At 67.6% G+C, this 22,077-nt stretch carries 16 protein-coding genes and 2 tRNA genes; 10 read left to right on the forward strand and 8 right to left on the reverse strand.

All coding sequences use genetic code 11. The features are described 5' to 3' along the window. Positions 1 to 1,400 (forward strand): HNH endonuclease signature motif containing protein (locus tag E3O47_RS08760; protein WP_134420255.1); only part of this gene is annotated, 1,400 nt, incomplete at its 5' end. A gap of 138 nt (positions 1,401 to 1,538) precedes the next feature. On the opposite strand, the gene E3O47_RS08765 is transcribed toward E3O47_RS08760, so the two are convergent. From E3O47_RS08765 to serS, 5 genes are all read right to left on the reverse strand, one after another. Continuing rightward, a tRNA-Ser gene (locus E3O47_RS08765) sits at positions 1,539 to 1,629 on the reverse strand. An 89-nt stretch (positions 1,630 to 1,718) separates the two neighbouring features. Continuing rightward, on the reverse strand, positions 1,719 to 2,963 hold the full coding sequence (locus E3O47_RS08770) for an LCP family protein (protein WP_104099894.1): 1,245 nt from the start codon (positions 2,961 to 2,963) through the stop codon (positions 1,719 to 1,721). 41 nt (positions 2,964 to 3,004) lie between these two features. Next, a tRNA-Ser gene (locus E3O47_RS08775) sits at positions 3,005 to 3,089 on the reverse strand. Positions 3,090 to 3,210: 121 nt separating this feature from the next. Then, a complete protein-coding gene (locus E3O47_RS08780) occupies positions 3,211 to 4,023 on the reverse strand; it encodes an HAD family hydrolase (RefSeq protein WP_104099895.1) in 813 nt (270 codons plus the stop codon). Beyond that, complete coding sequence (serS, locus tag E3O47_RS08785) at positions 4,020 to 5,288, reverse strand: serine--tRNA ligase (protein WP_134420257.1); 1,269 nt, start codon at positions 5,286 to 5,288, stop codon at positions 4,020 to 4,022. The genes E3O47_RS08780 and serS overlap by 4 nt, the downstream gene beginning before the upstream one ends. A gap of 48 nt (positions 5,289 to 5,336) precedes the next feature. On the opposite strand from serS, the gene E3O47_RS08790 reads away from it, so the two are divergent. After that, on the forward strand, positions 5,337 to 6,332 hold the full coding sequence (locus tag E3O47_RS08790; RefSeq protein ID WP_104099897.1) for a diacylglycerol kinase family protein: 996 nt from the start codon (positions 5,337 to 5,339) through the stop codon (positions 6,330 to 6,332). 60 nt (positions 6,333 to 6,392) lie between these two features. Here the strand turns inward: E3O47_RS08790 and pheA are convergent, their stop codons facing one another. Next, positions 6,393 to 7,334, reverse strand: coding sequence for a prephenate dehydratase (gene pheA / locus E3O47_RS08795; protein ID WP_104099898.1), 942 nt, complete (start codon positions 7,332 to 7,334; stop codon positions 6,393 to 6,395). A 36-nt stretch (positions 7,335 to 7,370) separates the two neighbouring features. On the opposite strand from pheA, the gene pgm reads away from it, so the two are divergent. Further along, a complete protein-coding gene (pgm, locus tag E3O47_RS08800; RefSeq protein WP_104099899.1) occupies positions 7,371 to 8,987 on the forward strand; it encodes a phosphoglucomutase (alpha-D-glucose-1,6-bisphosphate-dependent) in 1,617 nt (538 codons plus the stop codon). An 83-nt stretch (positions 8,988 to 9,070) separates the two neighbouring features. On the opposite strand, the gene E3O47_RS08805 is transcribed toward pgm, so the two are convergent. Both E3O47_RS08805 and E3O47_RS08810 read right to left on the reverse strand, forming a co-directional pair. Next, positions 9,071 to 9,781, reverse strand: a complete 711-nt coding sequence (locus E3O47_RS08805) for an amidase domain-containing protein (protein ID WP_134400990.1) — start codon at positions 9,779 to 9,781, stop codon at positions 9,071 to 9,073. A 154-nt stretch (positions 9,782 to 9,935) separates the two neighbouring features. Continuing rightward, complete coding sequence (locus E3O47_RS08810; RefSeq protein ID WP_233191229.1) at positions 9,936 to 10,736, reverse strand: M15 family metallopeptidase; 801 nt, start codon at positions 10,734 to 10,736, stop codon at positions 9,936 to 9,938. A 149-nt stretch (positions 10,737 to 10,885) separates the two neighbouring features. Between E3O47_RS08810 and E3O47_RS08815 the strand changes: the two genes are divergently transcribed. From E3O47_RS08815 to E3O47_RS08845, 7 genes are all read left to right on the forward strand, one after another. After that, positions 10,886 to 12,664, forward strand: a complete 1,779-nt coding sequence (locus tag E3O47_RS08815; protein ID WP_233191231.1) for an MDR family MFS transporter — start codon at positions 10,886 to 10,888, stop codon at positions 12,662 to 12,664. A 165-nt stretch (positions 12,665 to 12,829) separates the two neighbouring features. Then, positions 12,830 to 13,510, forward strand: a complete 681-nt coding sequence (locus E3O47_RS08820; protein WP_104099902.1) for an NAD(P)H-binding protein — start codon at positions 12,830 to 12,832, stop codon at positions 13,508 to 13,510. A 205-nt stretch (positions 13,511 to 13,715) separates the two neighbouring features. Further along, the gene (locus E3O47_RS08825; RefSeq protein WP_134420259.1) at positions 13,716 to 17,231 is read left to right on the forward strand and encodes a hypothetical protein; all 3,516 of its coding nucleotides are present in this window, start codon (positions 13,716 to 13,718) and stop codon (positions 17,229 to 17,231) included. A gap of 140 nt (positions 17,232 to 17,371) precedes the next feature. Further along, positions 17,372 to 18,649, forward strand: coding sequence for an ABC transporter substrate-binding protein (locus tag E3O47_RS08830; RefSeq protein ID WP_104099954.1), 1,278 nt, complete (start codon positions 17,372 to 17,374; stop codon positions 18,647 to 18,649). A gap of 113 nt (positions 18,650 to 18,762) precedes the next feature. Then, entirely contained in the window at positions 18,763 to 19,749 is a 987-nt protein-coding gene (locus E3O47_RS08835) for a sugar ABC transporter permease (protein WP_104099904.1), read from the forward strand. Further along, on the forward strand, positions 19,746 to 20,588 hold the full coding sequence (locus tag E3O47_RS08840; RefSeq protein ID WP_104099905.1) for a carbohydrate ABC transporter permease: 843 nt from the start codon (positions 19,746 to 19,748) through the stop codon (positions 20,586 to 20,588). The genes E3O47_RS08835 and E3O47_RS08840 overlap by 4 nt, the downstream gene beginning before the upstream one ends. 41 nt (positions 20,589 to 20,629) lie before the next feature. Continuing rightward, positions 20,630 to 22,042, forward strand: a complete 1,413-nt coding sequence (locus tag E3O47_RS08845; RefSeq protein ID WP_134400988.1) for a GH1 family beta-glucosidase — start codon at positions 20,630 to 20,632, stop codon at positions 22,040 to 22,042. The last annotated feature ends 35 nt before the right edge of the window (positions 22,043 to 22,077 follow it).

Consider the following 22,077-nt stretch of genomic DNA (forward strand, 5'->3'; position numbering starts at 1 on the left):
CCGCGGCCGTGCTCGACTCGGTCTCTTTCTCGCTCCTGGGCGAGGCGGACGCGATGATGGTGCTGGGCACGGTCGAAGACCTCGGCCGCCGGGTCGATGCGGCCAGGGTCGCCTCTGCCGCCGACATTTCGGTGCGGTCCCGCCGCATCCTCGGCCATGAGTCCCTGGCGTATAAGAACGGGGCCAGCAGCGGCATCGACCTGATCACCCGTCTGAGCCGCGTCTCTTCCCGGGAGGCGAACCGGCGGGTGCGCCTGGGCGAGAACGTCACGCCGCGCCGGGCGGGCACCAGCATGTTGCCGCCCTACTACCCGGCCGTGGCGGACGCCCTCACCGCCGGGGACCTCGGCGTGGACGCGGCCGAGAACATCGTCACGGCCCTCGACCAGGTCGCGGCCCGGGTCGCGCCCGACGAGCTCGGCACCGCCGAACGTGCCCTGGTGGCCAGTGCCACCGGCGCCGTCACCGACGACACCCGCGGCCTGCCCGGGGAGGGGTTCGCGTTCCCTGCGGACCTGGTGCGGGGCATGGCCAGCCAGTGGCAGGCCCGCCTCGATCCCGACGGCACCGCCCCCAACGAGCCCGTCGCCGAGGCCCGCAGCACTGTCGGGTTCGGGCTCTTCCGCGACGGCCTCTACCCGCTCCGCGGCGGAGTCACGCCGGAGCTCCGCGGCATCATGAACGCCATCTTCGACACGTACCTCTCCGCCCACGCGGCGCCGGCATTCCCCACGGCCGAGGAACAGGCGCGCATGGCGGCCGGGCAGCTGATCCCGGGGGCGGAGGCCGCGGCCCTCAGCGACGACCGTAACGGTGGTCAGAAACGCGCCGACATCCTCCGTGGTGTGTTCGAAGCCGCCACCCGTGACCCGGGGACCCCGACCATGGGCGGCGCCGCCCCCACCGTCATGATCCACGTCAACCATGCCGACCTTACCGCCGACCATGGGGTGGGTTGGATCGACGGCGTCGAAGCGCCGATCTCTCTGACAAGTGTGAAGCAGGCGCTCTGCGCCGGCGGATTTCAGGAGATCCGGTTCGGGCCGCACAACGAGGTCCTCAGCCTCAGCACCGAGAATCGTTTCTTCAACCGGGCCCAACGCCGCGCCATCGCCGCCCGCGACGGCGGCTGCACCATCCCCGGCTGCACCGTGCCCGCCGCCTGGTGCGAAGTACACCACGTCACCCCCTGGCACCGCGGCGGAAAAACCAAGATCGACAACGGGGTCCTGTTGTGCTGGTACCACCACCACAGCATCGACACCTCCGGCTGGAACATCCGCATGATCCGCGGCACACCCCAAGTCCGGGCACCCTACTGCTACGACCCCACCCGCACCTGGCGACCTGCGGGAGGGGACCGGTTGGGGGCTCGACAGGCTCAACCAACGTTGGCGTGATTTTTCGGGATCGGGTCACCAAATGGCTCAGACACGGACGTTGGTTAGAGCCTCCGGAATCAAGTCACAGGTGCGTTCCGGGACAGAAAAACCCCCGCACCCAGTGAGAAAAACCGGGATGCGGAGGAACGAGAAGCGCGGAGACGGTGGGATTTGAACCCACGGTACCCCGTGAAGGGTACTCCACCTTAGCAGGGTGGTGCACTAAGCCGTACTATGCGACGTCTCCTTGGTGTCTGCAGCGCAAACCCACGTAGGCAAGCATAACGGTACTGACGGCATCCGCACGAACCGAGGACTGCGGGCGCCGCCCGGAGGCTACTGGTCCTCGAGCGACCGGCCTGCAGAGCAGGTGACGTCTCCGGCGGTCTGGCCCTGGACTGAATCGGAAAGCACTGCGGTCGGGGGCGTCGCGGCCGGATCCGGGACCGGTGCGGCCGGATCGGTCGTGGCATCGGGATCCGGGATCGCAGCCGGGTCCTCCGCAGCCGGGTCTCCGGCCAATTGGAGCGAGTCGTCATCTTCGACGGCGGTGAACAGGTCGTCGAAGTCCGGCTGGATCGGTTCCACGCCGCCGTCAACATTGCCGGTCGGGGCCTGCACGAAGACCACCTTGCTGAGGTCGATGTCCTTCAGGGCCACGGCGATCGACGCCAGGGTGGAGACGTCGTTGAGACTCGTGGACAGGTTCATGTTGGCCGTGACGGCCTTGGCCAGCGAGTACACCTTGACGGGATCGGAGAGTGTGGACGCACTCTTCACGGTTCGTACGAGGGAGGACAGGAACACCTGCTGGTTGCTGATCCGCGTCAGGTCGCTGCCGTCGCCGACGCCATGGCGGGTGCGCAGGAACTGCAGCGCCTCCAGACCCTCGAGCGTGTGCATTCCGGCCGGAAGGTAGGTGTTCGTGTACTCGTCTTCGATGTCTTCGGCGACACAGACCGGCACGCCGCCGACGGCCGTCGACATGGCCATGACGCCGTCGAACTGCACCTCTGCCGCATAGGGGATGCTCAAACCGGTGAGCTTCTCGACCGTGAGCACGGTGCAAGCCAGGCCACCGTAGGTGAGCGTGGTGTTGATTTTCTGGCTGCTCATCGCGTCGAAGGTGCCGCCGGCAGGGTCCGGGCACTCGGGGATGGGAACGTACATGTCCCGGGGGAAGCTGATCACGGAGGCGTTGGTGTGGTCTTCGGAGATGTGCAGCAGCATGGTGACATCGTTGAGGTCGCCGGTGGAATCCTCCGGCCCGAACGAGGCATCCTGACCCTTTCGGCTGTCACTGCCGACCACCAGCAGGTTCACGCCGCCCGGGATCGCATCGATCTTGGGGGCGGGACCCTCGGTCTCGTTGGCCAGGGGCACGCTCTCCTGCACACTCGACGCGACATCGTAGGTCGCGATCGCGGCGACGGATGCACCACTCACGAGCAGCACGGCCAGTGACGCGGCGAGCACCTTGGCCACGGTCACGAACGGGTTGGAGCGGCGCAGCCGGCCATGGCGGGCGATGGTACTGAGCTTCTTCGATCGTGTCGAGCGGGGGCGTAATTCGTCGCTCACTCAGGTCCCTTCGTTTGTGCAGGTCGTGCAGAATCGAGGTGCGGAGGGCGTGGGATTCGAACCCACGAGACATCTCTGCCCACCAGTTTTCAAGACTGGCTCCATCGGCCGCTCGGACAGCCCTCCCGGTTCGCTGCCCGCGGTGCTGGTATAACACGCGGTCGCGGACTAACGAATACCGACCGATTCTAGCCGCTTGCAGGCTCACCACAGTGCCAGAGGATGCTGGCAGCGGGCTGGGCACCGCCTACAGGCTGCTCAGAACGAGCGCGAGCCCATCTTCGTGAACGGCGCCGGTGATCTCGCCGGCCGCCGCGAGCACCTCGTGCGGAGCCTGCCCCATGGCTACTCCCCGACCCTGGACCGACGCCCACTGCAGCATCTCGATGTCGTTGCGCCCGTCGCCGACGGCCATCACGCGGCTCCGCGGAATCCCGAACTCGGCGCGCACCCGCTCCATGGCGGTGGCCTTGTTCACGCCGTCGGGGGCGATATCGAGCCAGGCAGTCCAGCCGATCGCGTAGCTCACCCGGTTCAGCCCCATCCGGTCGACGATCTGAAGAAAATCCTCCATGTCGTGGTCAGGCGAGATGACGACCACCCGGGTGGCGTCCTGGCGCAGCAGATCGTCGAACTCGACGTGCTCGCTATCCAGCCCGATCGTGGCATCCGGGAACGGCTCCGTGTAGCGGTAGAAGCCGCGCTCGTCTTCGACGGCGTACCTGGCACCGACCAGGTGCGAGCGGATCTGCATCAACACATCGGTCGGATCGAAGGTCTCGACCCATTCGCGCCGGTACCCGGTGGGGGAAGCCGGGTCGCGGTGCAGGGTGATCGCACCGTTCGAGCAGACCACGAAGCGCGGGGTGATGTCCAGGCGCTCGAGCACGGGGAGCGTGGTGGCGGACGAGCGCCCGGTGGCGAGCATGACCTCATGACCGGCCGCGGCGAGCCGCCGCACCTGGTCGAGGACGCCGTCGCTGATCGTGCCGTTCTCGTGCATGGTGGTGCCGTCGATGTCGAGGGCCACCAGCCAGGGGGCATCCGTCGGCGTCGTCATGCGCCCACCGGCCGAATGACGTCGAGGCCGCCCAGCCAGGGGCGCAGCGCCTCGGGCATGAGTACCGAGCCATCCGCCTGTTGGTGCGTTTCGAGCAGGGCCACAATCCAGCGGGTCGTCGCCAGGGTGCCGTTGAGGGTTGCGACCGGCGTGGTCTTGCCCGACTCGGTGCGGTAACGGATATCGAGCCGGCGCGCCTGGTAGGTCGTGCAGTTGCTCGTGCTGGTCAGTTCGCGGTAGGCGTTCTGGGTGGGGACCCACGCCTCGATGTCGAACTTGCGGGCGGCGCTGGAGCCGAGGTCGCCGGCGGCCACGTCGATGACGCGGTAGCTGAGGCCGAGCGCCTGGAGCATGTCCTCCTGCAGGGCGACGAGGCGGTCGTGCTCGGCCTCGGCATTCTCCGGCAGCACGTAGGTGAACATCTCCAGCTTGTTGAACTGGTGCACCCGGATGATGCCGCGGGTGTCCTTGCCGCCCGAACCGGCCTCGCGCCGATAGCAGGTGGACCAGCCGGCGTAGCGGAGCGGTCCGCCGGACAGGTCCAGGATCTCGTCCGAGTGGTAGCCGGCGAGCGCGACCTCGCTGGTGCCGGTGAGGTAGAGGTCGTCGGCGGGGAGGAAGTAGACCTCGTCGGCGTGCTCGCCGAGGAACCCGGTGCCGTCCATGATCTCGGGCCGCACCAGGGTGGGCGTGATCAGGGGGATGAAGCCGGCCGCCAGCGCCCGGTCGAGCGCCATGTTCATCAGCGCGATCTCGAGGCGGGCGCCGATGCCGCGCAGGAAGTAGAACCGGGCGCCGGACACTTTGGCCCCTCGGGCCATGTCGATGGCACCGAGCAGTTCGCCCAGCTCGAGGTGGTCGCGCGGCTCGAAGTCGAAGGCGGGCACGGCGCCATGGGTGCGGAGGGTGACGAAGTTCTCTTCACCGCCGGCCGGTACGCCGTCGATGACGGGGTTCGCGAGGGTGCGCACGACCGCGGTGAACAGCGCCTCGGCCTCGCTCGAGGCGGCCGCGGCGGACTTGACGTCGGCAGCGAGGCTCTGTGCCTGGGCGACGAGGGCCTTCTTCTCCGCGGGAGGCGCGGAGGCCACTTGCTTGCCGAACTGGTTCTGGACGGCACGCAGCGCCTCGAACGCCCGGATAGTGGCGCGACGCTCCGCGTCGGCGGCGAGCGCGTCGTCGACCGCCTCGACCGACGCACCGCGCGCTTTCTGCGAACGCTTGATGAGGTCAGGATTCTCTCGCAGCAGCACAGGATCAATCACCGAATCAGTCTACAAGCGCATGGTCCGGCACCTTGCTAGCCTTACCGCGTGGATACTCCCGATCAACCGACAGTTGTTCGGCGGGCGGCAATCGTCTACAACCCCACCAAAGTCGACCTGGACCGCCTGCGGGCGAGCGTGGCCCGCGCGGAGACCGCGTCGGACTGGGCCGGCTCGCTCTGGCTCCCGACCGCCGCGGACGACGCCGGCAGGCAAGCCGCCCGGCTCGCCCTGGCGAAGGGTGCGTCCCTGGTGCTCGTGGCGGGCGGCGACGGCACGATTCGCGCGATCGCCGACGTGCTCCGTGGCTCCGGTGTGCCCCTGGCCATCGTGCCCCTCGGCACCGGCAATCTGCTGGCCCGCAACCTGGGCCTGCCGCTGTCGAACCTTGACGAGGCCACCATGGTTGCCTTCACGGGCGGAAACAAGCCGATCGACGTGGGTGTGGCATCCGTGCGCACCGACGACGGCGCCCTGGCCGACCACGTCTTCCTCGTGATGGCGGGCATCGGCATCGACGCCCAGATGGTCGTGAGCACGCGGCCCGAACTGAAGCGGGCGGTGGGCTGGCTGGCCTACGTCGACGCCGTGGCGCGCGTGCTCCCCCGGGTCAAGCCGTTCCAGATCCGGTACAGCCTGAACGGGCGCCCGCACCGGCCGGCGCACGTGAGCACCATCCTGATCGGCAATTGCGGCCTGCTGCCGGGAAATATCCAGATTCTGCCGGATGCCCGCCTCGACGACGGCATCCTCGACATCGCCATGCTGCAGCCCAAGGGTGTGCTCGGCTGGCTCACAATCTGGCGCCGGGTGACGTGGGAGAACGGCGTTCTGCGCCGCTCGGCGGCCGGGCGTCGCATCATCGAGCGAACCGAATCGACCACTGCACGGGTGCTGACGACGCTGCACGCCGCCGATATCCGGATCGTGCTGGTCGAGGCGCAGGAGTTCGAGGTGGACGGCGACGCGCTCGGCCCGGTGCGCTCGGTGTCCCTGCGCACCGACCCTGCCGCCCTCGTCCTGCGGGTTCCCGTCGCGGCCTGAGGGCCGGGCCGGGCTGGACTGGGCTGGGCTGGGCTGGGCTGGGCAGGGCTGGTGGGACCGTCAGACCGCGGGCTCGCCGAGCAGGCCGCGCAGCCAGGCGCGCGCACCGATGAAAACGTTGTCGTTGTAGCGCGAGGTGAACTCGATCGGCTGCTTGTCGGCCCGCGGGTACGAGCCGAGGAAGATCACCTGGGGGCTGAACCGGCGCAGGCCGAGCAGCGCGTCGGCCACGCGTTCGTCGTGGATATGACCGTCGGCATCGATCACGAACCGGTAGCGCCCCAGGGCGTCGCCGATGGGGCGCGACTGGATCAGGCTGAGGTTGACGCCCCGGGTGGCGAACTGCTCGAGCATCTCGAGCAGGGCGCCTGAGCGGTCTTCGGGCAGCTCCACGATCAGGCTGGTCTTGTCGGCGCCAGTGCGGGGCGGCACGGTGGTGGTTCGGCTGACGAGCACGAAGCGGGTGACCGCGTTGGCGTTGTCGCCGATACTGCGGGCGAGCACGACCACATCGTGGTGCTTCTCGATGCCGGGCGGGGCGATGGCAGCATCCGCCTGCCCTGATTCGACCAGCGACGCGGCGGCGGCCACGTTGCTCGACGCCGGAAGGTGGCCGTGGTGCGGCAGATTGGATTCCAGCCAGCGGCGGCACTGCGCATAGGCGACCGGATGCGCGTTGACGATCTTCACATCGGCCAGCGCGGTGCCCGGGCGAGCCACCAGGACGAAGTTCACCGGAACCAGGTACTCGCCGATGATGCGCAGGTCGGGCACGCTCGCGAGGGCATCCTGCGTGGCGGACACGCCACCGTCGACGGAGTTCTCGATCGCGATCATCGCGGCCACACTGCGGCCGGACACGACGTCGTCGAACGCCTCGCCGACATTGTTCACGGCCCGCCACGGCTTGCCCTGGGCTTCGACGACCTGGGTGAGGGCTGCCTCGGTGAAGGTGCCCGTCGGCCCAAGGAAGCTGTAGCTGACATTGCGCGACTCGGACATGCAGATCAGCCTAGTTGCAGTGCAAGACTGGACACCATGAACGAACGCGCGGGCACAGCGGCCCTGGAATCTGACCTTGTCGATGTCGAAGCGCTGGTGAAGGCGTACTACGACCTGAAACCGGATGTCACGGTGCCAGGCCAGCGAGTGGCCTTCGGCACCTCCGGTCACCGAGGGAGCTCCCTCAACACGGCCTTCAATGAAGACCACATCATCGCGACCACGCAGGCGATCGTTGAATTCCGCGCCATGCAGGGCATCACCGGGCCGCTCTTCATCGGCACCGACCCGCACGCCCTGAGCGCGCCAGCCTATACGACCGCCCTCGAAGTGCTCGTCGCGAACGGCGTGCGCGTGCTGGTCGACGAGTTCGACGACTATGTGCCTACTCCGGCCCTCTCGCACGCGATCCTGGCCTACAACCGGGCCGGGAACAGCGACGAGGCCGATGGGATCGTGGTCACCCCGAGCCACAACCCGCCCTCCGACGGCGGCTTCAAATACAACCCACCGCACGGCGGACCGGCCGACAGCGACGCCACCTCGTGGATCGCCGCCCGGGCCAACGAACTCATCGCCGCCGGGCTCAATGATGTCAAAAAGAGCGAGCCCAGCGCGGTCGAGACCTACGACTTCCGCGGTGGGTACGTGAATGACCTTGAGAACATCATCGACATGGCCGCCATCAAGGCCAGCGGCATTCGTATCGGAGCCGACCCGCTCGGCGGCGCGAGCGTGGGCTACTGGGGTGCGATTCGCGACCGCTACGAGCTCAACCTGACCGTGATCAACCCCCACGTCGACCCCACCTGGCGCTTCATGACCCTGGACTGGGACGGCAAGATCCGGATGGATCCGTCGAGCCCGTCCGTGATGGCATCCGTCGCCGCCCACAAGGACGAGTTCGACATCGTCACCGGCAACGACGCCGACGCCGACCGGCACGGTATCGTCACCCCCGACGGCGGGCTGATGAACCCGAACCACTTCCTGGCCGTGGCCATCGACTACCTGTACAGCCACCGCGAAGGCTGGCGGGCGGATGCCGCGATCGGCAAGACGCTCGTCTCCTCCACCATGATCGACCGCGTCGCGGGTTTCCTCGGCCGCGACCTCTGGGAGGTGCCGGTCGGATTCAAGTGGTTCGTTCCGGGCCTGATCGACGGCTCGGTCGCCTTCGGCGGCGAGGAGAGCGCCGGCGCCAGCTTCGTGCGCTTCGACGGAACCGTCTGGACCACCGATAAAGACGGCATCCTGCTGGCCCTGCTCGCCTCGGAGATTCTCGCCGTGACCGGCAAGACGCCCAGCCAACGCTACGCCGAGCTGGCCGAGCACTTCGGCGACCCGGCCTACGCTCGCGTGGACGCGGCCGCGACGCCCGCCCAGAAGGCGCAGCTGTCCAAGCTCGACGGAGCCGCCATCACTGCCACCGAACTCGCCGGCGAGAAGATCATCGCCAAGCTGAGTCACGCTCCCGGCAACGGTGCGGCAATCGGCGGCGTCAAGGTCGTCACCGAGAACGCCTGGTTCGCGGCCCGGCCGAGTGGCACCGAGGACGTTTACAAGATCTACGCCGAGTCCTTCACTGGCCCGGAACACCTGAAGCAGGTGCAGATCGAGGCCAAGGCCATCGTCGACGGCGCCATCGCCTGACGCGTCTGATCCGGACCGGCTTGACCACCGCGGCGGTCGAGCCTGTCGGGACCGGAGATCAGCGGTAGGGAGTGCTTCGGTACCTAGGGAATGCTCCAGTAGTACGCCGTGGCGCCCGGGTGCTTCTCGGTGATCGCGTAGTCAACCGACCGGAAGTCGGTGTCGTCGGTGTGGCCGGCATAGTAGATCTGGATGTCGTCGCCCGACCCCTCGATCCGGGTGACGACCCCGGTGTGGTCGCGGTCCCCGGAGTTGTCCCAGTCGAACTGGGCGACGTCGCCGAGCTTGACCTGGTCGCGCTGGTCATCCGTCAGGGCGGTGGCGCGGCCGGACTGCGCGACGTAGTCCCGGAAAGCGGTTGAGCTGATCCACGGTGACGAGGTGTCGAAGTCGGAGCCGATTCCCTCTGCGTACCACTGGTCGTCCATGGTCCAGCCCCGCTCAATCAGGGATTGGCTGGTGAAATTGACGCAGTCGTTGTCGGTGATGACGCCGTAGCCATCCGTGTTGTAGTCGGTCCAGTGGGCGAGCATGTAACTCACCTGCGCCTGCACCTGGGCGTCGATGGGAACCGGCTCTGCGGCCTCCGCGGGGGCGACCCGATCTGTGGCCGTCGCGTCAGACGCGGCCGCATCGGCCTTCGGCGCCGTTTGCGTGGAGTCAGCAGCCGGGGTCGGAGTCGCCGAGACGACGGGTTTATCCCCAGTCACCCCGGCCACGGCGGCCGTTCCGGCCACGAGGCCGCCCAGAACGAGCACGGCAGCGACGATGCGGAAGCGTCGGGTCAGAACCACAGATTTCTCTCTTCGTTCGGGGTGCCACCGGGGTGTGTGGCAGACACGCCCTGTTCGGGGGACGGTTCCCAGATAATCACACTTATCCGGGAAATGCCCGGGTGGACGACACACCGGCCCTGCGCCGATCAGGAAACGGGATTGGGGAACGAGATCAGTGGTAGCCGGGAGCCGCCGGGAGCCCGAAGAATTCCTCGAGGGTGGCGGTTCCGGTGGCGTGCATCTCCGTGGCCAGTTCCGTTCCGATGTAGCGGAAGTGCCAGGGCTCGTAGCCGTAGCCGGTGATGGCCACCTTGTCGGCCGGGTAGCGCAGCAGGAACCCGAAACGCCAGGCATTCCCGGCAAGCCACTGCCCCTGTGGGGTGTCGCCGAAGCAGGCATCCAGCGAACAGATCCGGGGCAGTGCGCTGATGTCGATGGCCAGACCGGTCTGGTGCTCGCTGTTTCCCGGCCGGGCCGTGCTGGTGTCGGCGAACGCCTGTCCGTTCGCGGCGACATCCGCGTCGTAGACCATCACCTGGGCCGCGAAGCTCCGGTAGGCGCTGTGGGACTGCAGCTTCAGCCCGGTCTCCGCCTCGAACGCGGAGAACAGGGCCACGGTTGCGTCCGACGCCTCCCGGCGAAGTTGCGGGCTCCAGACGTGAGCCACCGGGACGTCGACGAGGTCGGTCGGAGCGTAGTCGGTGGGGTTCAGCGGGCGGGTCTTGTCAACGACGACCCAGAGGCTGGCCGGGTCGTCGAGTGAGCGCGCGGAACGGTCAAAGGTAGGCATCACGGCCGGCTCCGGGGAACCTGTCGGGGCGGAACGAGGCGGGGTGGGGGTGGCGCTCGGTTCGACACGGGCAATCAGCGTCGGAGCGACGGCGGAACCGACGACGGGCGGCGCGGTTTCCCCGGTCAGGGCTCCGGCCGCCACCGCACCGGCGGCGAGTACAGAGATGGCGATGGACAGCACGACGATACGCCTCCGCCGTAACGGATGCGCGACCCCCACTGCCCGATCTGCCCACACGATGCTGAGCATAGACCGGAGCGGGTTCCCCCAGCCTCCGACGGCCCGCAGGCGCTTGAAGATTGTTTGCCCATCGTGTAACTTTGCGCACAATGCAAACTTCTCCCGCTCTCGCCGCCCCGCCGCTGATGTCCCACCGGCAGATTCTCTTCGTCATCTTCGGACTGATGGCCGGAATGTTCCTCTCCGCCCTCGATCAGACCATTGTCGGAACATCGATGCGCACCATCGCCGACGACCTCGACGGCATGGCGCTGCAGGCCTGGGTGACGACCGCCTACCTGATCGTGTCGTGCATCAGCACGCCGATCTACGGCAAACTCAGCGACATTTTCGGGCGCCGCCCGCTGTTCCTGATCGCGATCACAATCTTCCTCATCGGCTCGCTCCTGGCCGGCCTGGCGAACTCGATGTACGAGCTCGCGATCTTCCGGGCCATCCAGGGGCTCGGCGCCGGCGGCCTGATGGCTCTCCCCCTGACGATCATGGGCGACATGCTGGCACCCCGGGAGCGGGCGAAATACCAGGGGTACTTCCTGGCCGTCTTCGGGGTCTCCAGCGTGATCGGCCCGCTCATCGGCGGCGTCCTGTCGGGCTCGGACACGATCCTCGGAATCACGGGCTGGCGGTGGGTCTTCCTGATCAACCTCCCGATCGGCATCATCGCCCTCGCAATCGTGCTGAAGTTTCTACACGTTCCCCACTTCGCCCGGCCCGTTCGCATCGACTGGTGGGGAGCGGTGACCGTGATCCTTGCAGCCGCGCCGCTGCTGCTCGTGGCCGAGCAGGGCCGCACCTGGGGCTGGGGTTCGATCCCCTCGATCGCCTGCTACGTGATCGGACTCTTCAGCATCGCGGCCTTCATCCTCGCCGAGCGGCTGATGGGCGACGACGCGCTCATCCCGCTGAAACTGTTCCGTTCGTCCACGTTCAGGATGGCGACCATCCTGGGCGTCTTCGTCGGCTTCGGCATGTTCGGCGCCATGATGACGGTGCCGCTCTACCTGCAGCTCGTGAACGGGGCCACCCCGACGGAGAGCGGCTTCCTGATGCTGCCGATGATCGCGGGCCTGATGATCTCCTCCATTGTGAGCGGCCAGCTGATCGCCCGTACCGGCCGCTACAAGGTTTTCCCCACCATCGGCACTGCCTTCATGTCGGCAGGCTTCCTGCTCTTCACATTCGCCACCGCCGACAAGCCGGTCGGATTCATGATGGCCGGGATGCTCCTGATCGGCCTCGGCCTCGGCCAGCTGATGCAGACGCTCACCATCGCCAGCCAGAATTCGGTCGGCCCTCGGGATATCGGCGTGGCCACATCCGCCGCGACGTTTTTCCGCCAGATCGGCGGCACGCTCGGCACCGCCGTGCTCTTTTCGGTGCTGTTCACCCGCATCCCCGACACGATCGGCGCGGCCTTCGACAACCCGACCATCGTCTCCGGGGTCAGGGACGCTGCAACGGACCCGGCCGTGCAGGCCGACCCGGCGAACACCGGCATCCTGGCCCTGTTGGCCAACCCGGGCAGCGTGGGCGGCGCCCTCGACGGCGACACCTCGTTCCTCAACACGGCCGACCCGCGGCTCGCAGAGCCGTTCCTCGTCGGCTTCAACGACGCATCCGTCACCGTCTTCTGGGTGAGCCTGGCCGTCGTGCTGGTCGCATTCGTACTGAGCTTCTTCCTCACGGCGCCGCCGCTGCGCAACACCTCCGCCCTGCAGGAGGCCGCGGACGAGAACGCGGCCGAGCTGACCGCGCAGGCCGAGCTGACCCGGGACGCGCAGCGGGCCGCCGACAGGATGGGCGCCCTGGTCGAGCCGGGGATCGACGTCGACGAGTTCGAGCGCGAGGCCCGCACCCAGCCCCGCTAGCACCCGAACGAATTCGACGGAGATTTTGCTCCTACCGCCCCATTTAGGCCTCAAATCGTCACTTTGTGGCAAAATCTCCGTCGAATGCGCACAGGGCGCGCAGTCACGGATGGCCCGGTCCGGGCGTTGGGGAATTGTGGGGACCGTCGGGGCGTTGTATTGGTAATGCGCATTGTTATTGCAGGTGGACATGGAAAAATCGCCCGGCAGCTCACGCGGGAGCTCACGAAGAACGGCCACGAGGTCCTCGGGCTGATCCGCACGGAGGAACAGAGGGCGGACCTCGTCGCTGACGGAGCCGTTCCGGTGGTGTTCGACCTCGAAAAGACCTCATCGGCCGAGGCGGCGCACCTCTTGGCCGGTGCCGACGTCGCGGTGTTCGCCGCGGGCGCCGGAGCCGACGGCAGCGAGGAGCGCCGTCAGGCCGTCGACTTCGGCGGCTCCGTGCGACTGGCCGACGCGGCTGAGTCCGCCGGCGTGGTGCGCTTCATCCAGATCTCGTCGACCGGCACCGAGAAGGTGCGGGACGGTCAGACCCCGGCGGATGTACCGGCGGACTTCCTGGGCTACCTGCAGGCCAAACTGGCGGCCGAGGAAGACCTGATCGCTCGGCCCCTGGCTTGGACGATCGTTCGCCCCGGCGGCCTCGTCGACGACGCAGGAACCGGACTGGTGCGCCTGAACCCGGCCGGCCCCGGCCTGCCGGAAGATCGCGCGACTGTGCCCCGCGCGGACGTCGCGGCCGTGCTGGCCGCACTCATCGAGACCGGCGCCGCCGAGCGCCGGGTGCTGCACCTGGTCTCCGGCGACGAACCCGTCGCTGTTGCCGTAGCCGCGTTCGCCTAAGGCTTCGGCCGCCAGGCGGGCCCCCGCCGGTCGACCCGGTGCACCTTCAGCCGACCCAGCGCCGGCCCTCCGCACAACACCGCGGGGGGCCGGCGCTTGAATGCGCGGTAGATGTCTGGCAGTCTGTGAGAGCGCTCTCATCAGTGAGATGGTGGAGCACTCGCCGGCCGGAACATCCGCCGGAGTGAATCCAATGGAGAATCGCATGCCCCTCGAGACCATCATTCAGCCCACCGGCCGGGGCGAGATCCCGTTCGACCCCGCAGATGGCACTGACCCTGCGGAGGGCACCGTCCGGGGCGGACCGGTCGATCTGGACGGGCGCCGGTTCTACCGGATCGAGGCCTACGACCAGATGCCGCCGTTCTTCATGACCCTTGTCGGCGCGAGCAACGTCTGGCTCTTCATCTCGAGCACGGGCGGCCTGACGGCAGGACGGGTCGACGCCGATCGGGCCCTGTTCCCGTATTACACCGACGACAAGGTCACCGAGAGCGGCGGCCGAACCGGTGGGCTCAGCGTGCTGCTCGTTCGACGCCCCGACGGGACCGGGATTCACTGGCAGCCGTTCGCGGAGGTGCGTCCCGGCGATCAGGCCGTGCAGCGCACGCTGTACAAGGACGCCCTCGGCACGACCCTGGTCTTCGAGGAGACCCGCCCGGATCTCGGCCTGCGCCTGCGCGTGACCTGGCAGACGAGTGCCCGCTTCGGCGTCGTGCGCAGCTGCGCCCTGACCTCGCTCACCGACCAGAAGCTCACCGGCGAGCAGCTCGGCGAAACGCTCGACGTCGACCTCCTCGACGGCCTGGTGAACATCCTTCCCGCCGGAGCCCTCAAGAAGACGCAGAACGAGCTGAGCGTGCTGCTGGACGCCTACAAGCGGGCCGAACTCGACTCTTCGACGGGCCTCGGGCTGCTGACGCTGAACGCGACGCTCTCCGACCTCGCCGAGCCCAGCGAGTCGCTGCAGGCCAACGTGGCCTGGCAGGTAGGGCTGGGCAACGCCGAGCACCTGCTCTCGATCAGCCAGGTGGCTGCCTTCGCCCGGGGCCGGGGCATCACCGCCGAGACGGATGTCCGCGGCCAGCGCGGCGCTTACCTCGTGCACGCGCGGATCACGCTGGCCCCCGGAAGCACGCAGCGCTGGCAGATCGTCGCCGACGTCAACCAGGACGCGGCCGATGTCGTCGCCCTGCGCGAGAAGCTGCGAGATCCTGCCGGGCTCGCCGAGGAGCTCGCGGCCGACATCGTCGGCACCCGGTCCGACCTGGAGACGATCCTCGCGGCCACCGACGCCGCCCAGCACAGCGGCGACGAGCTCGCGACCATCCACCACACCGCCAACGTGCTTTTCAACACGATGCGCGGCGGCGTTCCGGCCGAGGGCTACACGGTGGAGTTGAGCGACGTGCGGGCGTTCATCATTCAGCGGAGTAAGTCGACCGCCCAGCGCTGCGCCGGCGTGCTGGCGGCGCTGCCCGAGCGGCTGCGCTCCGACGAACTCATCGCCATCGCCCAGGAGTACGGCGACGTAGACCTGTGGCGCCTCGCCACGGAATACCTGCCGCTCACGTTCAGCCGCCGGCACGGCGATCCGAGCCGGCCGTGGAATCAGTTCCGGATCGTTCTGAAAGACGAGAGTGGCATCCGTCGCCTGGAATACCAAGGCAACTGGCGGGACATCTTCCAGAACTGGGAGGCGCTGGCCTGGTCATTCCCCGAATACGTGGAGTCGATGGTCACGATCTTCCTTGACGCCACGACCGCCGACGGCTACAACCCGTACCGGATCTCTCGCGAGGGCATCGACTGGGAGGTCCCCGAGCCCGAAGACCCCTGGGCCAACATCGGTTACTGGAGCGACCACCAGATCATCTACCTGCTCAAGTTGCTCGAGACCTCCCGCCGATTCCACCCGGGGCGCCTCGACGCGCTCATCAACCGGGCGGCCTTCACCCACGCCGACGTGCCGTACCGGATCGCCGCCTATGCGGACATCCTCACGGACCCGTACAACACCATCACCTTCGACGACGAGCGGCAGCGCACGATCACGCGGCGGGTCGCCGAGGAGGGCTCGGACGGTCGGCTCGTGCACGGTGCCGACGGCGACCTCGTGCGGGTAACGCTGGCCGAGAAGGTGCTGCTGCTCCTGCTGGCCAAGCTCGTCAATCTGGTGCCGGACGGCGGCATCTGGATGACGACCCAGCGCCCGGAATGGAACGACGCCAACAACGCGCTCGTCGGCCGTGGCCTGTCGGTGGTCACCCTCGCCTATCTGCGCCGCTACCTCGTCTTCGTGCAGGACCTCCTGACGGTCGACGTCGAGCTCTCGAGCGAGCTCGCCGGACTGCTCACCGCGGTGCGCGACGTGCTCTTCGAGCATGCGGACGGCCTGGCCGGCGGGTTCGATTCCACTCGCCGCCGGGCCGTGATGGACGGCCTGGGCGAGGCAGGGACCTCCTATCGCGAGCGGGTCTACGCGGGGTTCGATGGGGAGCGGTCGACGGTCGCCGCGGGAGACGTCGCCGAGCTGCTCGATCTGGCTCGGCGCTTCATCGAGTCCGGCCTGCACGCCAACCGGCGGGACGACGGGCTCGTGCACTCCTACAACGTGCTGGAGTTCGGGGACGATGGGGCCGATGTGCGTCGGCTCGCGGAGATGCTCGAGGGCCAGGTCGCCATCCTTTCCTCCGGCCTGCTCGGCCCGGAAGAGACGCTGGACCTGCTCGGTGCCCTGCGCACGAGCCGGCTGTACCGCGCCGACCAGCACAGCTACATCCTCTATCCCGACAAGGACCTTTCGTCCTTCCTCGCCCGCAACACCTTCAGTGCGGCACGGGCCGCCGACTGCCCTCTCGCCCTGCGCCTCATCGCTGCCGGCGACCGCAGCATAGTTGTGCGGGATGTTCAGGGCGACCTGCACTTCGCCGCCCACATCCGAAACGCCAGGGGCGTTTCGGAGGCGCTCGACCGGCTCAGCGCCGACCCGACGCTGCAGGGCGCCGTGGAACAGGACCGGGCCGAACTGCTCACCATCTTCGAGGAAGTCTTCCGGCATGCGGAATTCACCGGGCGCTCCGGCTCGTTCTTCGCCTACGAGGGCCTCGGCAGCATCTACTGGCACATGGTCGCGAAGCTGCTGCTCGCGGTGCAGGAGACACTCGACCGGGCCGTCGCCGAGCAGGCGGATGAAACTTCGATCCAGGGGCTGATGGCGGCGTACGAGGACGTGCGTGCCGGCATCGGCTACCGCAAGGATCCGCTCACCTACGGTGCGTTCCCCACCGATCCTTACTCGCACACGCCCGCCGGCCAGGGCGCCCGGCAGCCGGGGATGACCGGGCAGGTCAAAGAGGAGGTGCTCACCCGCCTGGGCGAGCTCGGCCTGCGGGTCGAAGGCGGTCGCATCCGTTTGCGGCCCACCCTGCTGCGGGCCGGCGAGTGGACCACGGCTCCCGGCACGTTCGCCTACCGGGATGTCCTCGGCGAGCAGCACAGCGTCGAGCTGCCCGCGGACACGCTCGCGTTCACGTTCTGTCAGGTCCCGGTCGTGTTCCACCGCGGCGGCCCGCTCGAGATGGTCGCACACCTCGCCGACGGCGCCCAGGTGCCCGGTCCCGGCGGCACGCTCGACGCCGACGTGAGCGCGAGCGTCTTCCGCCGCGACGGCCGGGTGCGCTCCCTCACGGTGACCGTACCGGACCAAGACGGACTCTGACCGCCGAGCCAGGAGAGAGCGCTCTCTTGACAAACCATCGATGCGCGCACTAACGTAAGCACCACCACGTGAGAGCGCTCTCACGGCACAATGAGAGCGACCTTGCATCCACCCATCAGCACGCACACAAGGGAGTGACCGTGAAGCGTTTCCCGCGCACCACACTTGCAGTAACAGTCGCCGGAGCAGCATCCTTCGCACTGGTTCTATCCGGTTGTTCAGCGAACGCCGGCGGAGAGCAGTCGACCGACGAAAACGTCAAACTGACCGTCGCGACGTTCAACGAATTCGGCTATGACGACCTGTTCGCCGAGTACGAGAAGGCCAACCCGAACGTCACCATCACGCACAAGAAGGCTGCCACCTCCAACGAGGCCCGCGACAACCTCACGACCCGTCTCGCCGCAGGCAGCGGCCTGAGCGACATCGAGGCCATCGAGGTCGACTGGCTGCCGGAACTGCTCCAATACTCCGACCAGTTCATCGACCTCGCCTCTGACGACGTCGACGAGCGCTGGCTCGACTGGAAGACCGAGGCCGCGACGGATGCCGACGGCCGCCTGATCGCCTACGGCACCGACATCGGTCCGGAAGCCGTCTGCTACCGCTCCGACCTGTTCGCCGCCGCCGGTCTTCCGACCGACCGCGCCGAGGTCGCCGCACTCCTCGGCACCAGCTGGGAGAGCTACTACGCAGCCGGTGAGAAGTTCGCTGCTGCCGGCACGAACGTGCCGTGGTTCGACTCTGCCGGAGCCACCTGGCAGGGCGTCGTCAACCAGATCCCCAACGCCTATGAAGAAGAAGACGGCACCATCATCGCCACCGGGAACCCGGAGGTGAAGAAGGCCTACACGAGCGTGCTCGAGGCCAGCAGCACGCTGTCCGCGCACCTCGGACAGTGGAGCGACGACTGGACCGCCAGCTTCCAGAACGACGGCTTCGCCACGATGCTCTGCCCGGGCTGGATGCTCGGCGTGATCTCCGGCAACGCTGAAGGCGTCGCCGGCTGGGACATCGCCGACACGTTCCCCGGCGGCGGCGGCAACTGGGGCGGCTCGTACCTGACCGTTCCCGAGCAATCCAAGAACCAGGCCGAGGCCCAGAAGCTCGCTTCCTGGCTGACCGCCCCGGAGCAGCAGCTCAAGGCGTTCGCGTCCAAGGGCACGTTTCCGAGCCAGCTCGAAGCCCTCGAGAGCGACGAACTCCTCGGCGCCACGAACGAGTTCTTCAACAACGCGCCGACCGGTGAGATCCTTGCCAACCGCGCCGCCGCTGTCGACGTGACCCCGTACAAGGGCGAGTTCTACTTCGCGATCAACGACGCCATGCAGCAGGCGCTCACCCGCGTCGAAGACGGCACCATGACGGCTGACGAGTCGTGGGCTCAGTGGGTCACCGACGTCGAGTCGCTCGGCTAACCAGCACCATCCCACCGGTCGGGCCTGTCGAGACCACCTGGTCCCGGCCGGCCCGACCCCGGTCTCGACCGGCTCACCCGGGCCTCGACAAGCTCAACCACCGAAGGACTTTCATGACTACCGTTGCCGCTGTCGAGGTGAATGCCCGCAGCATCCGCCGCATCGCCCTCAGCCACACACTGAGCCGCTGGGATGTGCGCTTCTCGCCCTACCTCTACATCTCCCCCTTCTTCCTCGTCTTCGCCGTCATGGGCCTCTTCCCGCTGCTGTACACGGCGTGGGTGTCGGTGCACGACTGGAACCTCATCGGCGGCCAGGGCGACTTCGTCGGCCTGGAGAACTTCGTCACGGTGCTGAGCCAGGGATACTTCTGGAACTCCCTGCGCAACACCTTCAGCATCTTCCTGCTCTCGAGCATCCCCCAGATCATCGTCGCGCTCGGCATCGCCGCCGTGCTCGACTTCAACCTGCGCGGAAAGACCTTCTGGCGCATGGGCGTGCTCCTTCCCTACGTCGTGGCCCCGGTCGCCGTCGCACTCATCTTCAACGACCTCTTCGGCGACAAGTTCGGCTTGATCAACAGCGCGATCATGAGCCTGGGCCTCGAGCCCGTGCGCTGGCACGTCGACGTGATCCCCAGCCACCTCGCCATCGCCACAATGGTGAACTTCCGCTGGACCGGTTACAACGCCCTTATCTTCCTCGCCGCCATGCAGGCCGTCCCGCGCGATTACTACGAGGCCGCCATCATCGACGGCGCCAACCGCTGGCGCACCTTCGGGTCGATCACCCTGCCGCTGCTGCGACCGATCATCATCTTCGTCATCCTGACCTCGACGATCGGCGGGCTGCAGATCTTCGACGAGGCACGCATGTTCGACAACGTCGGCCAGGGCGGAGCCAGTCGCCAGTGGCAGACGCTCACCCTGTACATCTACGAACTCGGCTGGAACCAGCGCAACTTCGGCCGGGCGTCCGCCGTGGCCTGGCTCCTGTTCCTGATCATCATCCTCATCGCTGTCATCAACTTCCTCATCACCCGTCGCATCGCGGGCACCGGCGACCGCAAGCTGCGCGTCCGCGCGAAAGGCATCTCATGAGCAAGACCATCATCGGCGGGCACGACCGTCGGCCGTCCCTCTGGGTCTACGGCATCCTGATCGCGGTTATCCTCGGCTCGGCCTTCCCGATCTGGTGGTCGTTCCTGATCGGCAGCCAGGATGCCTCCGCGCTGAACCAGAACGGGATGATGTGGATCCCGGGCGGTAACTTCATCGCCAACGCGGCCACGGTCATCGACAGCATCCCGTTCTGGACGGCGCTCGGCAACAGCATCATCGTGTCGTCCGTGGTGTCGCTCAGCGTCGTGATGTTCTCGACGCTCGCCGGCTACGCCTTCGCCAAGCTGAAGTTCCGCGGCCGGGAAGGTCTGCTCATCTTCGTGATCGCGACCATGGCCGTGCCGACCCAGCTCGGCGTCGTGCCCCTGTTCATCGTCATGTCAAGGCTCGGCTGGACCGGCAGCCTCTGGGCCGTCATCGCGCCCGCCATGGTGACCGCGTTCGGCGTGTTCTGGATGACCCAGTACCTGCGCGACGCACTGCCCGACGAGCTGATCGAGGCGGTGCGCATGGACGGAGCGTCGATGATCCGCAGCTTCTGGCACATCGGTCTCCCGGCCGCCCGCCCGGCCGCGGCGATGCTCGCCCTGTTCACGTTCATCGGCACCTGGACCAACTTCTTCTGGCCGTTCATCGTGCTCGGCCCCGGCAACCCGACCCTCCCGGTTGCACTGCAGCAGCTGCAGGCCGCCTTCTACGTCGACTACTCGCTCGTGCTGGCCGGCGTGGTGCTCTCGATCATCCCGCTGATCCTGGTCTTCATCTTCCTGGGTAAGCAGCTCGTGGCCGGAATCATGCAGGGCGCGGTCAAGGGATGACCTCGTTCGGAACACTCGAAACAATCACCGAGAATATGGGTATGACCTCACACGTTCGTTCCTTCCCGCCCGAGTTCCTCTTCGGGGCGGCGACGGCCGCCTACCAGATCGAGGGCGCCGCCCATGAGGACGGCCGCACGGATTCCATCTGGGACACGTTCAGCCGCGTGCCGGGTGCTGTCCTCAAGGCCGACAACGGCGACGTCGCCTGCGACCACTACCACCGCTATCAGGGCGACGTCGCCCTGATGAAGGACCTGGGGCTGCAGACCTACCGCTTCTCCACCTCCTGGGCCCGGGTGCGTCCCGACGGCGGGCCGGTCAACCCGAAGGGCGTGGACTTCTACTCCCGCCTGGTCGACGAGCTCCTCGGCGCCGGCATCAAGCCGTGGCTGACCCTCTACCACTGGGACCTGCCGCAGGCCCTCGAGGAGAAGGGTGGCTGGACCAACCGCGACACCGCCGCACGCTTCCGGGACTACGCCCTCACCGTGCACGACACCCTCGGCGACCGCGTGGGCGTGTGGACCACTCTCAACGAGCCGTGGTGCTCCTCCTTCCTCAGCTACACCGCCGGCGCCCACGCGCCCGGGCGGCAGAGCCCCCGGGACGGCCTGGCCGCCGCACACCACCTGCTCCTGGGGCACGGCCTCGCCGTCGAGGCGCTGCGCGAACGCGACTCGAAGCTCGAGCTCGGCATCACGCTCAACCTCACCGTCGCCAAGCCGGTCGATCCGACGCATGCGGGCGACGTGGATGCCGCGCGCCGCATCGACGGGCAGTTCAACCGGATCTTCCTCGACCCGGTCTTCCGCGGCTTCTACCCGGAGGATGTGCTCCAGGACGTGGCCGAGTACGGGCTGACCGATTTCATCCACGAGGGAGACCTGGCCCAGATCAACCAGCCGATCGACACCCTCGGCGTGAACTATTACCACGGCGACCTGGTCAGTGATCGCCCGGCCGAACATCCGTTGCTCGCCCAGGCCCCGACCGACCGCCCCACCCGGTCGCCGTTCCCGGCGGCCGACGGCGTCTACGACCACCCGCAGGGGCTGCCGCTGACCGCCATGGAGTGGGAGGTGCAGCCCGACGGGCTACGCGAACTGCTCGTTCGCGTGAACACCGACTACGCCGCCCCGACCGGCACGAGCCTCTACGTCACCGAGAACGGCGCGGCGTTCGACGACGTCGTCGCCGCGGACGGCAGTGTTCCGGATGCCCGGCGCACCGAATTCCTGACCGACCACCTGGGCGCCATCCTTGACGCGATCGATGAGGGAGTCGACGTCAAGGGCTACTTCTACTGGTCGCTGATGGACAACTACGAGTGGGCCTGGGGCTACGAGAAGCGCTTCGGCATCGTGCGGGTCGATTACGAGACCCAGGAGCGCACCGTCAAGGACAGCGGACGTTCTTACGCCGAGATCATCCGCAACCGCGCCCTCTCCTGAACCGGAACCGCGAGGGATGCGGGCAAAATATAATG

Source organism: Cryobacterium sp. TMT2-17-1 (genome assembly GCF_004402765.1).
Classification (GTDB): Bacteria; Actinomycetota; Actinomycetes; order Actinomycetales; family Microbacteriaceae; genus Cryobacterium; species Cryobacterium sandaracinum.

Excerpts from the sequence above, each read along its gene's own strand:
- E3O47_RS08840 (WP_104099905.1), top strand. The coding sequence starts at position 19,746 with ATGAGCAAGACCATCATCGGCGGGCACGACCGTCGGCCGTCCCTCTGG.
- E3O47_RS08820 (WP_104099902.1), top strand. The coding sequence starts at position 12,830 with ATGCGCATTGTTATTGCAGGTGGACATGGAAAAATCGCCCGGCAGCTC.
- E3O47_RS08835 (WP_104099904.1), top strand. The coding sequence starts at position 18,763 with ATGACTACCGTTGCCGCTGTCGAGGTGAATGCCCGCAGCATCCGCCGC.
- E3O47_RS08815 (WP_233191231.1), top strand. The coding sequence starts at position 10,886 with ATGCAAACTTCTCCCGCTCTCGCCGCCCCGCCGCTGATGTCCCACCGG.
- E3O47_RS08825 (WP_134420259.1), top strand. The coding sequence starts at position 13,716 with ATGCCCCTCGAGACCATCATTCAGCCCACCGGCCGGGGCGAGATCCCG.
- pgm (WP_104099899.1), top strand. The coding sequence starts at position 7,371 with ATGAACGAACGCGCGGGCACAGCGGCCCTGGAATCTGACCTTGTCGAT.
- E3O47_RS08780 (WP_104099895.1), bottom strand. The coding sequence starts at position 4,023 with ATGACGACGCCGACGGATGCCCCCTGGCTGGTGGCCCTCGACATCGAC.
- E3O47_RS08845 (WP_134400988.1), top strand. The coding sequence starts at position 20,630 with ATGACCTCACACGTTCGTTCCTTCCCGCCCGAGTTCCTCTTCGGGGCG.
- pheA (WP_104099898.1), bottom strand. The coding sequence starts at position 7,334 with ATGTCCGAGTCGCGCAATGTCAGCTACAGCTTCCTTGGGCCGACGGGC.